This window comes from Paenibacillus zeirhizosphaerae, from assembly GCF_030705605.1.
In the GTDB taxonomy this organism is placed as follows: domain Bacteria; phylum Bacillota; class Bacilli; order Paenibacillales; family Paenibacillaceae; genus Paenibacillus; species Paenibacillus zeirhizosphaerae.
Window position 1 is genome coordinate 25587 of record NZ_JAPCKK010000019.1, and the last position, 12223, is coordinate 37809.

General features: G+C 49.2%; 10 protein-coding genes, 1 rRNA gene and 1 riboswitch. Of the genes, 9 read left to right on the forward strand and 2 right to left on the reverse strand.

All coding sequences use genetic code 11. The features are described 5' to 3' along the window. Nucleotides 1–79 precede the first annotated feature (79 nt). The 5 genes from OIN60_RS16275 to OIN60_RS16295 all read left to right on the forward strand — a co-directional run bounded on the left by OIN60_RS16275 (nucleotide 80) and on the right by OIN60_RS16295 (nucleotide 4672). Nucleotides 80–1126 carry an ABC transporter ATP-binding protein gene (locus OIN60_RS16275; RefSeq protein ID WP_305755942.1) on the forward strand — a complete coding sequence of 349 codons (1047 nt, stop codon included), beginning with the start codon at nucleotides 80–82 and terminating at the stop codon, nucleotides 1124–1126. Then, nucleotides 1119–1913 carry an ABC transporter permease gene (locus tag OIN60_RS16280; RefSeq protein WP_305755943.1) on the forward strand — a complete coding sequence of 265 codons (795 nt, stop codon included), beginning with the start codon at nucleotides 1119–1121 and terminating at the stop codon, nucleotides 1911–1913. The genes OIN60_RS16275 and OIN60_RS16280 overlap by 8 nt, the downstream gene beginning before the upstream one ends. 4 nt (nucleotides 1914–1917) lie before the next feature. After that, complete coding sequence (locus OIN60_RS16285; protein WP_305755944.1) at nucleotides 1918–2706, forward strand: ABC transporter permease; 789 nt, start codon at nucleotides 1918–1920, stop codon at nucleotides 2704–2706. Between the two features lie 38 nt (nucleotides 2707–2744). After that, a complete protein-coding gene (gene bcp, locus OIN60_RS16290) occupies nucleotides 2745–3209 on the forward strand; it encodes a thioredoxin-dependent thiol peroxidase (RefSeq protein ID WP_305755945.1) in 465 nt (154 codons plus the stop codon). Between the two features lie 206 nt (nucleotides 3210–3415). Continuing rightward, complete coding sequence (locus tag OIN60_RS16295) at nucleotides 3416–4672, forward strand: MFS transporter (protein WP_305755946.1); 1257 nt, start codon at nucleotides 3416–3418, stop codon at nucleotides 4670–4672. Nucleotides 4673–4751: 79 nt separating this feature from the next. Here OIN60_RS16295 and OIN60_RS16300 read toward each other — a convergent pair whose 3' ends face one another. Beyond that, on the reverse strand, nucleotides 4752–5402 hold the full coding sequence (locus OIN60_RS16300; protein WP_305755947.1) for a DedA family protein: 651 nt from the start codon (nucleotides 5400–5402) through the stop codon (nucleotides 4752–4754). A gap of 211 nt (nucleotides 5403–5613) precedes the next feature. Between OIN60_RS16300 and OIN60_RS16305 the strand changes: the two genes are divergently transcribed. Both OIN60_RS16305 and guaA read left to right on the forward strand, forming a co-directional pair. Continuing rightward, nucleotides 5614–6888: a polysaccharide deacetylase family protein gene (locus tag OIN60_RS16305; protein WP_305755948.1), complete on the forward strand. Its 1275-nt coding sequence runs from the start codon at nucleotides 5614–5616 to the stop codon at nucleotides 6886–6888. A 13-nt stretch (nucleotides 6889–6901) separates the two neighbouring features. Continuing rightward, nucleotides 6902–8440 (forward strand): glutamine-hydrolyzing GMP synthase, encoded by a 1539-nt coding sequence (guaA, locus tag OIN60_RS16310; RefSeq protein WP_305755949.1) that lies wholly within the window; start codon nucleotides 6902–6904, stop codon nucleotides 8438–8440. A 68-nt stretch (nucleotides 8441–8508) separates the two neighbouring features. On the opposite strand, the gene OIN60_RS16315 is transcribed toward guaA, so the two are convergent. Next, nucleotides 8509–9795 carry a vWA domain-containing protein gene (locus OIN60_RS16315; RefSeq protein ID WP_305755950.1) on the reverse strand — a complete coding sequence of 429 codons (1287 nt, stop codon included), beginning with the start codon at nucleotides 9793–9795 and terminating at the stop codon, nucleotides 8509–8511. A gap of 243 nt (nucleotides 9796–10038) precedes the next feature. Next, a riboswitch (purine riboswitch) is annotated at nucleotides 10039–10138 on the forward strand. 136 nt (nucleotides 10139–10274) lie between these two features. Here OIN60_RS16315 and OIN60_RS16320 point away from each other — a divergent pair. Beyond that, nucleotides 10275–11645: an NCS2 family permease gene (locus OIN60_RS16320; protein ID WP_305755951.1), complete on the forward strand. Its 1371-nt coding sequence runs from the start codon at nucleotides 10275–10277 to the stop codon at nucleotides 11643–11645. A 507-nt stretch (nucleotides 11646–12152) separates the two neighbouring features. Next, nucleotides 12153–12223, forward strand: a 16S ribosomal RNA gene (locus OIN60_RS16325); the annotation flags it as partial.

The following is a 12223-nucleotide window of genomic DNA, read 5'->3' on the forward strand; positions in this document are numbered from 1 at the left end:
AGCTTCTCCCTTTCGCTTTTCAATTCATTACATTATAATTTCTTTTTGGGTCACAATCAATTTTACAGCGAGGTAACTTATGTTAGCGATAGACGTAGAGGATTTGCGCAAAACGTTTCAAGTGCAGAAGAATCGTGAAGGCTTGAAAGGAGCCTTTCGTGATTTGTTTAAGCGTGAATACCGTGAAGTAGCGGCGGTAAAAGACATTTCCTTTCAAATTCCGCAGGGCGAAATTTGCGGTTACATCGGCGAGAACGGGGCCGGAAAATCAACCACGATCAAGATGCTGACAGGAATACTGGTTCCGACTTCCGGGCGTTTAAAGGTGGGCGGGTATGTTCCTTACGAGGAACGTGAGAAATTCGTCCGTAATATCGGAGTTGTTTTCGGCCAGCGCAGCCAGCTCTGGTGGGATATCGGCGTCATTGAGTCGTTTCAGCTGCTGCGCAAAGTATATCAGGTGCCGGAAGCTGATTTCAAACGGCGGCTGGACGAACTGGTGGAGCGTCTGCAATTGCAGGAGCTGCTGAACCGCCCGGTACGTAAGCTGAGCCTCGGCCAGCGTATGCGCTGTGAACTGGTAGCTGCGCTGCTGCACAACCCGGCAATCGTATTCCTCGATGAACCGACGATCGGTCTGGACATCGTTGTGAAATCAGAGATCCGGGAGTTTCTGAAGGATATGAATCGTGAGCATGGCACGACCATTCTGCTGACCACGCATGATCTGCAGGACATTGAGGCCTTGTGCTCACGGGTTATCATGCTGGATGATGGCCGCATCATCTATGATGGAGGCCTGGATGAGCTGAAGGCCAGATGGGGCACCGGTCGTGAAGTGAAGTTTCAGTTTGGGAAGGCTACAGCGAAAGCGCTGCTGGAGCAGTGGACGGCCGGTATGCCGGTGGAATGGACTGCCGAAAATGATTTGGAAGCCACGGTGTGGATCCCGCTTGAGCTGAACGTATCCGATGTGCTGGCCAGTGTGGTCGGGCGCACAGACATTACCGATATCAAGATCATTGAGACGAATACCGATGATATCGTCCGCAGCATCTATCAGTCCGGCTCGGCGGAGCGCAAGAACGGGGACAAGGTTCTGGAGGGAGCGGACATTCATGCTTAGCGCTTATGGTGATTTTATACGTATCCGCTTCCTGACCATGCTGGCTTATCGGGTGAACTATTACTCGGGCATTCTCATTTATACCCTGAATATCGGCGTGTACTATTTTACGTATATGGCGATTTACGGGGAAGGGGAGAGCATTGGCGGCTTTACAAGCATGCAGATGACCACCTATGTGGCTGTATCCTGGATGGCGCGGGCTTTCTATTTTAACAACCTGGACCGGGAAATCTCAACCGATATCCGGGATGGAAGCATCGCCGTGCAGATCATCAGGCCTTACAATTATGTACTGGTTAAAATGATGCAGGGGCTTGGCGAGGGCATGTTCCGTTTCCTGCTCTTCATGATTCCCGGCATGGCGATTGCGATGCTGCTGTTCCCGATTCAACTGCCGTCCGACCCGGCGGCATGGGTTGGCTTTCTGGTGATGCTGTTTTTCAGCTTCCTGATCAACTCCCAGCTTAATGTAATTACAGGGCTGGCCGCTTTTTTTGTGGAGAACAATGAAGGCATGATGCGTTTGAAGCGCGTCGTGGTCGATCTGTTTTCCGGCCTGATTTTGCCGATCAGCTTCTTTCCGGGCTGGCTTGCTGCGATTTCGGAGTGGCTGCCTTTTCAGGCGATCACCTATCTGCCTGGCTCGGTCTTTACCGGCCGTATTCAGGGTGTGGGCATCTGGAATGTGCTCGGAATACAGATTGTGTGGTTTGCCGTGCTGCTGGTGCCGATGGTTGTGATTTGGCGGATGGCGCGGCGGCGTCTGTTTATTCAGGGAGGTTGAACGGATGAAATATTATCTGGGGCTTATGAGCGAATACATGAAAAATTATATCAAGACACGTTTGACCTACCGCGCTGATTTCTGGGTGGAGGTCGTGTCGGACCTGCTGTTCCAGGCAGTCAACCTGGTTTTTATTCTTGTGCTGTTCATGCATACGGACAGCCTTGGCGGCTGGAGCCGCAGTGAGGTCATTTTTGTCTACGGATATTTTATGGTGCCTTTCGGCATTTTTAGCTGTTTTATTAATTTATGGGGCTTCAGCGAACGTTATATTGTAAAAGGTGAAATGGACCGGATCATGACACGGCCAGCGCATAATCTGTTTCAGATTTGCCTGGAAAATGTGGACCCGCCTGCGCTGGTGGGCTCGGTAGTCGGCCTGATCATAATGGGGATCAGCGGCGCACAGCTTGACATCGTGTGGGAATGGTGGTTCATCCCGGCTTTAATCGTGCTCACCATCAGCGCGGTTGCTATTTATACCGGAATTTATGCGACCTTGACCTCCCTTTCGTTCTACTCGGATGCGCCTACTGGAATTTTGCCGTTGATGTTCAACATCCAGGGTTATGGACGTTATCCGATCACGATCTACAACCGTGCGCTCCAGGTGCTGCTGACATGGATCATTCCGTTTGCTTTTGTCGGGATTTATCCGGCATCGCTATTTTTGGGCAGGGAGGAAATGCGGCAGACGGCGCTTCTTACGCCTGTGGTAGGGGCTGTATTTCTGGCCATTGGCTTGACAGCCTGGAATTACGGGGTGAGACGTTATCGAGGTGCAGGCTCATAAACGAAGTTCGCTATTATAATATTTGGATGTGATAAAAAATGACGATAGAAATGGGCCAGGCTGCACCTGATTTTGAACTGTCCGGTACGAGCGGTACACATGTGCGGCTATCCGATTACCGTGGGAAACGGGTGCTGCTCTATTTTTACCCCAAAGACCTGACGGCAAGCTGTACCACACAGGCGTGTGATTTCCGTGATCATCACGGGGAATTTGCCGGACTGAACACCGTCATTCTGGGTGTCAGCGCCGACCCGCTGAAGCAGCATGAGAAGTTTATCGCCAAATATGGATTGCCGTTCGAGCTGCTTGCGGATGAGGATCACAAGGCTTCCGAAGCTTATGGGGTATGGCAGCAGAAGCAAATGTACGGCAGGCAGTTCATGGGCATCGTGCGTTCTACCTTCCTGATTGACGAGAATGGAATCCTGGTACGCGAGTGGCGCAAGGTGAAGGTCAAGGGGCATATTGAAGAGGCACTTGAGTATATACGCCAGTTATAAAAGATGATCGTTATTTCAATCCACACCCGTATTTGCGGCAGATTGCTGTGAATACGGGTGTTTTTTTGTACAACCAATGGACCTGAACAAAAAGCAGATTGACGTACTGACAGGAAAAATATAATATATAATCATCTAATTAGACATATATTTAATTAATTATTTATATAAATTTATCCAGATATGTTTAAGGAGCTGCCTAGGATATGAATTTTATTATGAAATCTCTGCGTTTTGCGAGGGAGGAGAAGGAGTACACGAAGCTGTTCACTGCCGGTGTGGTTAACGGTATTGGAGACCGGTTCTTTCAAGTGGCGCTGCTGGCGATGATGATCCGGCTGACCGGGTCCGGGCTGGGCGTGGGCATCGTGCTCGGCTTGCGGATGCTGCCCTTCCTGCTGCTGGCTCCTCTTGGAGGCTGGCTTGCCGATCGCTTTTCACGCAGAACGCTGATGATCTGGACAGATATGCTGCGCGCTTTGATTGCGCTGAGTTTTTTTGGGGTAAGCGGCCCGGAGCAATTATGGATTGTATATTCCAGCAGTTTTCTGCTGGCCTGTGGGGAAGCAATGTACGCACCGGTGCGCAAATCGGCTATTCCTGTATTGGTGGCTCCTCATAGATTGCTTACGGTGAACAGCCTGGAACAGCTTATGACGGGTGTTGTGCTGATTGCCGGATCGGCGGTGGGCGGTGTCATTGCGGTTTTATTCGGGTCGGGCTGGTCGTTTGTGATCAATGCTGTCTCTTTTGTATTGGCCGGGCTGATCGTCAGGAGTATTGTTTTTCCTTCGATGGGCAGTAGTGCGCGGAGGAGTGAGACTTCTCAGGCTGAAGCACAGCATTCGCTCGAGATGGAGAGAGAAAGGCGCACACCCTTGCTGCGTACTCTTCTGGCAGGAAGCGCTGCACTGCAGGCCGCTCTGCTGCTGGAGCTGCTAGTTCCGGTTTTTAACGGAATAGACAATGTATTGATCAGTGTGTATCCGGTGGAGGAGTTTGGCACTGGGGAAGAGGGAGTGGGACTGTTTTATGGTGCTCTGGGTCTCGGCTTGCTGCTTGGACCGCTGCTGGCCCAATATGTTCGGGAGCGCTCGCTGATAGGAGTGGGGCTTCTGTGTCTGTTTCTGGAGGGACTGCTGTTGATACTGCTCAGCAGAATGGATCATCTCTGGTTTGCGGCTGTGGTTTACGTAGTAATCTCACTTGTAGGCGGGGTCGGCAATATTTGTGTAGATACGATGATTATGCGTGAAACCCCATCGCGGCTGCAGGGCAGAGTATTTGGCCTGACAACCGCATGGAGCGGCAGTATGCTGGGAATTTCCATGTTCGGGGCGGGCCTGGCGCTGGAGGTCATAGAGCCGCGCAGACTGGGTTGGTACGGAGGAGCAGGGTTCGTGGTCACAGCCATGCTTATTACGCTGATCTACAGCATGATTCGCCGTAAGGTCAGGGCATAGAGCCTCCTAGACAAAGAAAATGGCCCCGCTGGCTGAAGAGAATCCTGCCTCACCTCCGTTTGTACGCCGACGGATGATGTCAGTCGGTGTTTTCTCCCTCTTTTCTTTTTACCATAACAGGCGTAGAGCGCCGAAATATGCGTTGTCTGTACCTGATTAGAACTATTATCGTGATCACAGCTCCTGCAAAGGCGACAATTCGCACGGCATACATTTCGGCTAAATGGAAGACAGCATCCCATTGTGGGCCGAACACCTTGCCGATGCTGATGAACAAAATGACCCAGAATAATGCGCCGCTGTAGGCATAGGCTGCGAATTTGCGGAAGGGCAACGCGATAATTCCTGCGAAATATCCTGTGAAATGCCGCACCCCAGGAATGAAATATCCGATAAAAATCAAGCCATTGCCGTATTTTTGGAACCAGCTCTGGGTTTTCTCGAGCTTGTCCGGCCTCAAGAGCACCCATTTTCCAAAACGCTGGATAAAGGGGAGCCCGGCTTTGCGGCCGATCCAATAGGTGATGGTCATGCCGATCGTCGTACCAAGAAACGCAAGTATTATTAATAGATAGTAGTTAAGCGCACCTGTATAAGAGAGATAGCCGGAGTACGCCATTGTTGTCTCGCCTGGAAAAGGCAGGGCTATAAATTCCAGCAGCAATCCGACGAACAGTACGCTGTATCCGTAGCTTTCAAATAAATGCCCGATCCACTCGAGCACATCCATAACGGTCACTCCCTCTTTCATTTGCAAAATATTAATATTTCTTTTCTAGTCTATTTCTACTTTCTGTTTCATATACTCTATTATTCTACTAATTTTCAGATAAGCTATTCCGTGATCTGTTGAATCGTAGGTTCCATTTGCAGACGCGGCTGACTTCCTTAATTTTATCAAAAAAATGCTGGGCTATGAAATGTAGGAGGAGAGTATGGGGATGAAAAAGAAACTGACTGTAGGTATGCTCGTGATTTTGCTGCTGACAGCTATGCTTCCGTTTACGGCTTCTGTTTCTGCACGGTTCGACGATGGGGGAAGCATGAAGCGGGCGGACGTGATTCGTCTGCCTGTTCAATCGAAAAAGGATGCGCCAACGGTATATTTGACATTTGATGACGGGCCGGGCAAATACACGGAGCAGGTGCTGGATATACTCAAGCGTTATCAGGTGCAAGCCACCTTTTTTGTATTAGGACAGCATGCGGAGCGTTCCCCGGAGCAGATCCGGCGTATCGTGGAGGAAGGGCATGCCTTGGGAAATCATACTTACAATCATAACTACAAGGAACTGTACGGGGACTTTAGAACCTTCTGGAAGCAGATCAAGCAGACAGAGGAAATTATATATGAGATTGCGGGCTACCGTCCGCAGCTTGTAAGGGCGCCTGGAGGAAGCTATGGACATTTTGACAAGGTCTATTTCGATCTGCTTCAGCAGGGGGGATATAACGTAGTGGATTGGAATGTGGACAGTGGGGATTCGAAGCATGCCGGAGTGCCGGCGGCTCAAATTGAGGCGGGGGCTGTACGGACGGACGGTCATGTAGGGGACAAGGTTGTGCTTCTGCACGATGGAGGCGTAAGAGAGGAAACCGTAAAGGCTCTTCCAGGCATTATAAAAAAATACCGCTCCGCAGGTTATTCCTTCGACGTCTTGCGACCGGATCAGACGCAGTGGAAATCCCCTGTGAAAAAAATGACCGACTCCAACTCAAAAAACACTCCGGATGAAAGATGGATTGCTGAATATGTTTTGCCAAATAAAACGCTCCTGCTGTCCGGGAAACCTCTAGTTCTCGAATTTGGCAGGCTCAAAACTTCACTTGCTTTCGGAGAATACGAATGGAACGAGGGCAGAATCGTTGTCTCGCTGCGGACGGCAGTTCAGCGGCTGGGGGGAACGGTGACCTGGAATTCCGCTACCAAGACAGCGTCGGTAGCATGGAACGGCAGGACGGTGCAAGTTCATGCTGATACCGAAAGGGTGACAAGCTGCAAGGATACGAATCGATGCGTATCGGGAGCAAGCAAGTTCGTCATGCGTGCCGGGGTCATTCGATTACCGCTCCGTGACCTTTTTCAATGGGCGGGACACCCGGTTTCTCAGATGCGTGTCACTCAAGCAGAATACAGAGTTACAACGTTGCAAGAAGAGGCCTTACCTTCCTTGACGTCCCGAATTGTCGTTGCGTATAATGAATCCAACAATTGAGGGAGGCACGGTAATGAACAAGCCTAATGAAATAGTTGTTGTTCTCGATTTCGGGGGACAATACAATCAGTTAATTGCAAGAAGAATTCGGGATCTGGGTGTGTACAGCGAGCTGCTCCCTTACAATACTCCGGTGGACAAGCTCCGTGAGCTTTCGCCGAAAGGGATCGTTTTTTCAGGCGGACCTTCCAGCGTATACGCAGAGAATGCGCCGCATGTAGACAAGGCGATTTATGATCTGAATATTCCGATTTTCGGGATATGCTACGGGATGCAGTTGATGGCTCAGCAACTGGACGGCAAAGTAGAGCGGGCGGACAAGCGTGAATACGGCAAGGCCGATGTCCAGTTCAACAAGGATACTGCTCTGGCTAAAGGTCTGGATTCCCTGCAGACGGTGTGGATGAGCCACGGCGACCATGTTACAGAGATGCCTGCGGGCTTCAAGCTGGATGCGGGCACGGAAAGCGCGCCTATTGCCGCGATGAGCAATGAAGAACGGAAGCTGTATGCGGTTCAGTTCCATCCGGAAGTGCGCCACTCTGTGAACGGTAATGAGATGATTGGCAACTTCCTGTACGAGATTTGCGGGTGTGAGGGCAAATGGACGATGGAGTCGTTTATTGAGAATCAGATCCAGGAAATCCGTGATCGTGTAGGAGACAAAAAGGTTTTGTGCGCATTGAGCGGTGGTGTGGATTCTTCGGTAGTGGCTATGCTGATTCACAGAGCCATCGGAGATCAGTTGACCTGTATGTTTATCGACCACGGTCTGCTTCGTAAAGGTGAAGCGGAGAGTGTTATGGAGACATTCGTTGGTAAATTCGACATGAAGGTTGTCAAAATTGATGCCCGTGAGCGTTTTATGTCGAAGCTGGCAGGTGTTGACGATCCGGAGCAAAAGAGAAAAATTATCGGCAACGAGTTTATCTATGTCTTTGAGGAAGAGTCCGCGAAATTTGACGACTTCGATTTCCTTGCTCAAGGTACGCTTTATACGGATATTGTCGAGAGTGGTACGGCAACGGCTCAGACGATCAAATCCCACCATAATGTGGGCGGATTGCCTGAGGACATGAAGTTCAAGCTTATCGAACCGCTGAACGCCTTGTTCAAGGACGAAGTCCGTAAAGTCGGCGAAGAATGTGGTCTTCCGGCGGAAATCGTATGGCGTCAGCCTTTCCCTGGTCCGGGACTGGCTATTCGTGTGCTTGGCGAGGTTACGGAAGATAAGCTGACCATCGTTCGGGATTCGGACTATATTCTGCGCGAAGAAATTGCCAAAGCGGGACTTGACCGCGAAATTTGGCAGTATTTCACGGCGCTGCCGAACATGAAGAGCGTCGGAGTGATGGGAGATGCTCGTACGTATTCTTACACCGTAGGTATTCGTGCCGTAACCTCCATCGACGGCATGACCGCCGACTGGGCGCGTATCCCGTGGGATGTGCTGGAGAAAATTTCGGTTCGTATCGTCAACGAAGTGGACAATGTTAACCGCGTTGTTTACGATATCACCTCCAAACCACCGGCAACCATTGAGTGGGAATAAAACGAAAGACGCTACCAGGCATGCTGGTAGCGTCTTGCTATTGTTAGAAGAAAATTCTGTCTCCTGCCTCATACAATCTGGGCTAATATGCCTTTGGAGCGGGCTTCCTTGATCCATGCTGGAAACTCGCTGAGAAGGCGATCGTACAACTCCTCGTCGCTAATTTTGGAAATATCGTCCAGAGCAAAGAAATTAGCATTATCGATATAACGCCCAGGCATTTCGTCCAGCTTCTGCAGTACCCCATAATTGGCTTGTCCCAGACCAACAAATTGCCAGAACAGATTTTTATGGGAGCTTTCGGTAATGAGCCGTGAAATCTTTCCTTTCTGACTAACCCCGCCGTCGCTAAAAAAGATAATGTAAGTGGGTATGCTCACATCGGGCTCCTCCACAGTGTACTTGCGAATCACATCCTCCATCACCGGAGGTTCATTGTTCGTGCCACCTTTGCTGCCTAAAGTATAGGTGCGTGCAATGTAGTTTTCGAAATCTCGGGCTGTGACGCTAGGTGCGCGCAAATAATCTGCGGCGAAAAACCATACATCCAGCTCACCGTTATCGTCAAATAACGCAGCAAGCGCCAGTATACGCTCAAAGGCTTCCTGCACGATGCCTTTGCGATACAAGCTATACATAGAGCCTGACGCATCAAAAACAACGGCCACACGTGCCTTGATCGGCTCGATCATCTTTTTCTCAAGAGTTAGCGTTACTTTTCGTTTGAGCAGGTCGATTTTGCTCAGGTTCAGAGGTGCGGGCTTCGGACTTGGAGCGGGTGTAGGGGGAGCAGGTGCCGGTGATGCCGCAGCCGCGGCCACTTCAACTGCAGCACTACCCTCCACCTTGACTCCAAATGACTCGGCGAGCGGCTGCAGCCCTCCGAAAAATCCGCGTCCGATGGCCCGTACTTTGAAGTTGTCGCGGTATTTGTAGATTTCAATGAAAATAAGGGCTGTTTCTTGCGTAGCCTGCGTAATCTCGTATGTAACTTGCTGGGAGCCTGCTTGTACAATGGCTTGGCATTTCTGCACCTGCGCGAAGGTTCCCCCTTCAAGGGTGGCTGTAAAAACGCATTTTTCCACAGAAGCCTGGCGAAGCTTGGCTGTATCTATTACAAAAGAACATTTCAGATTCTCGATCTGCTGCAAAATCACGCTCCGCTGCGGATCGGCAGCCTGATTATAGAATACAAAATAATCGTCTGAGGGCACATTGCCGCTCTCGTTCACCATAAAGCAACTGACATCAAGCGCGGACGGGGCTGAGGCACATTGAATGGTGATTTGCATTTGAGCTGATTCATGAAGGCTGGTGTTCTGCCCTATATTCAGGATAACGGTAGGATGTGTCATTTTGGATTCGCCTCTTCCTCTAACTAGTGATTGATATTATCCATTCAAATTTTGAGGGAAATGTTACCATTGGTCAATTGTTTTGTACTTTTTTTCGCTTAAAGGTCTTGCTTCGGAAGGGATGAATAATGATTTTCCGAACAATAATCAAATAGTATGGTTGTAATATTCGTTGTTGTTATTGACATAAGGGCGAACAAACCCTACAATAACGATACTGATATATACAAACCTGATCGAACGACAATAATAAGTATATGCTTTCGTATAATTCCGGGGATTGGCCTGGAAGTCTCTACAAGGTCACCGTAATGATCTCGCTACGAATTAAGGGCCCTCTCTTACCCGGTACTCTACTTATATCAGTGCGAGTGGTACAAGGGAGCCGCTTTGCGGGTGCATAACAGACCGGGGGAAAATCAATTCTTTCCGGGTCTTTTTGTCGTTCACAACTTTTAATCAAAGGGGAGTTTTGAAGAATGGATCGCTTCTTTAAATTAAAGGAGAACGGTACCAACGTCCGCACAGAAATCATTGCGGGAATTACCACGTTTATGACTATGGCTTATATCCTGGTCGTAAATAATCTCTTCCTCGGACCCGGTGGTGCGGGTATGCCGAGTGAGGCTGTTTTTTTTGCAACAGCGGTAGGTGCAGGCCTAATTACGATTCTAATGGGGCTGTTTGTAAATGTGCCGATTGCTATGGCTCCTGGGATGGGGCTTAACGCTTATTTTATGACGGTTGTATTAAGCTCGAATGGTGCGATTACGTGGCAGGCTGCTCTAGGTGCGGTTTTTATTTCAGGCATCGTGTTCCTGATCCTGACTGTGACGAAGGTGCGACAGATGCTGCTGGTGGCTGTGCCGGATAGCTTGAAGATGGCCATTACCGTCGGAATCGGATTGTTTATTACTATTATTGGTTTGAAGCTCTGCAATCTGGTTATGGTGAACATTACGCCGGGAACAGATATTACGCACGCTGTACCGGGTTCCGGATTTAACCTTACTTTAGGCAACCTTATGATGCAAAAAGACGCTTTGCTTGCTCTGATCGGCTTGCTGGTTATCGCGGTGCTGATGGTGCTGCGTGTAAAAGGCGCTCTGCTGATCGGGATTATTGCTACCACCGTTATTGGTATCCCGATGGGAGTAACCAATTTGAGCTCTCTTTCCGGGGCAAGCTGGTTCCCTAGCTTCAATAATCTGGCAGTAGGACAACTGGATCTGGTGTCAGCTTTGCATATCGGCCTGTTTGATATTATTTTCATCTTCACTTTTGTGGAGCTGTTTGATACATTTGGCACCCTGGTGGGAACGGCGACACGCGCCGGATTGATGGAGAATAAAGCAGAGGGCGAGAAGAAAGTCGGTAAAGCTATGCTCGTTGATGCGGTAGGTGTAAGCGCTGGTGCGGTTCTTGGAACAAGCACAATTACGGCTTATGTTGAGAGCTCCTCTGGCGTGGAGGCAGGTGGGCGCACCGGCCTGACGGCAGTGACGACAGGAATTTTGTTCTTGTTGGCCTTGTTCATTTCACCGCTGGCATTGCTTGTACCTTCTGCTGCTACAGCGCCAGCTCTCATTATTGTCGGTGTATTGATGATAAGCCAGGTTCGCAAGATTGATTGGGATGATTTCACACTGGCATTTCCGTCATTCCTGACTATCGTATTGATGCCGTTCACAGGCAGTATTGCCAACGGAATCTCTGCTGGTATTCTGACGTATGTAATCCTGGCGATGTTCGGTAATCTTGCCACAAGCCGCAAGGTGAAAATACATTGGCTGATGTGGGTGCTCGCGATCATCGTCATCATCCGCTTTGTGTTCATGGGTTCAGAATGATGAACTGAATTAACTTCAGAAAACCTCCGGTTGCACTTTTGCGATCGGAGGTTCTTTTATTGTGTACGAATTATACGAAAAGATTTTAGAGTGTAGCTGAGGTGGGTTTCATATACTATGTCACGCGGCCAGTATAGATTGAAATAATCATTTAAAATTGTGCTTGCTAATTCATAGGGTTCATGGTATATTCTAATTCCGGCCAAAACGAGTCACGAAAGTGCTCAGGTAAAGAACTTTTCTCGAAAAAAAAGTACTTGCCAAATGGTTTCGGAAATGATATGATATAAAAGTTGCTGATGCGAAGTGCTGAAGCGATGAAAAGAAGTTTGATCTTTGAAAACTGAACAACGAGTGAGTAGATTTCACGAAGTGAAATCGCCCCGTGAAGGTTTTTGGTACATGTCTATGACGGTATAAAAACAGGAACGGATCATTGAGATATTTTATCTCGTCAGATTCAAAATGAGCTTATCGCTCTTACAATGGATCATCTTCGGATGGTCTTTCATGGAGAGTTTGATCCTGGCTCAGGACGAACGCTGGCGGCGTGCCTAATACATGCAAGTCGAGCGGAC

Excerpts from the sequence above, each read along its gene's own strand:
- OIN60_RS16275 (WP_305755942.1), top strand. The coding sequence starts at position 80 with ATGTTAGCGATAGACGTAGAGGATTTGCGCAAAACGTTTCAAGTGCAG.
- OIN60_RS16280 (WP_305755943.1), top strand. The coding sequence starts at position 1,119 with ATGCTTAGCGCTTATGGTGATTTTATACGTATCCGCTTCCTGACCATG.
- OIN60_RS16285 (WP_305755944.1), top strand. The coding sequence starts at position 1,918 with ATGAAATATTATCTGGGGCTTATGAGCGAATACATGAAAAATTATATC.
- bcp (WP_305755945.1), top strand. The coding sequence starts at position 2,745 with ATGACGATAGAAATGGGCCAGGCTGCACCTGATTTTGAACTGTCCGGT.
- OIN60_RS16295 (WP_305755946.1), top strand. The coding sequence starts at position 3,416 with ATGAATTTTATTATGAAATCTCTGCGTTTTGCGAGGGAGGAGAAGGAG.
- OIN60_RS16300 (WP_305755947.1), bottom strand. The coding sequence starts at position 5,402 with ATGGATGTGCTCGAGTGGATCGGGCATTTATTTGAAAGCTACGGATAC.
- OIN60_RS16305 (WP_305755948.1), top strand. The coding sequence starts at position 5,614 with ATGAAAAAGAAACTGACTGTAGGTATGCTCGTGATTTTGCTGCTGACA.
- guaA (WP_305755949.1), top strand. The coding sequence starts at position 6,902 with ATGAACAAGCCTAATGAAATAGTTGTTGTTCTCGATTTCGGGGGACAA.
- OIN60_RS16315 (WP_305755950.1), bottom strand. The coding sequence starts at position 9,795 with ATGACACATCCTACCGTTATCCTGAATATAGGGCAGAACACCAGCCTT.
- OIN60_RS16320 (WP_305755951.1), top strand. The coding sequence starts at position 10,275 with ATGGATCGCTTCTTTAAATTAAAGGAGAACGGTACCAACGTCCGCACA.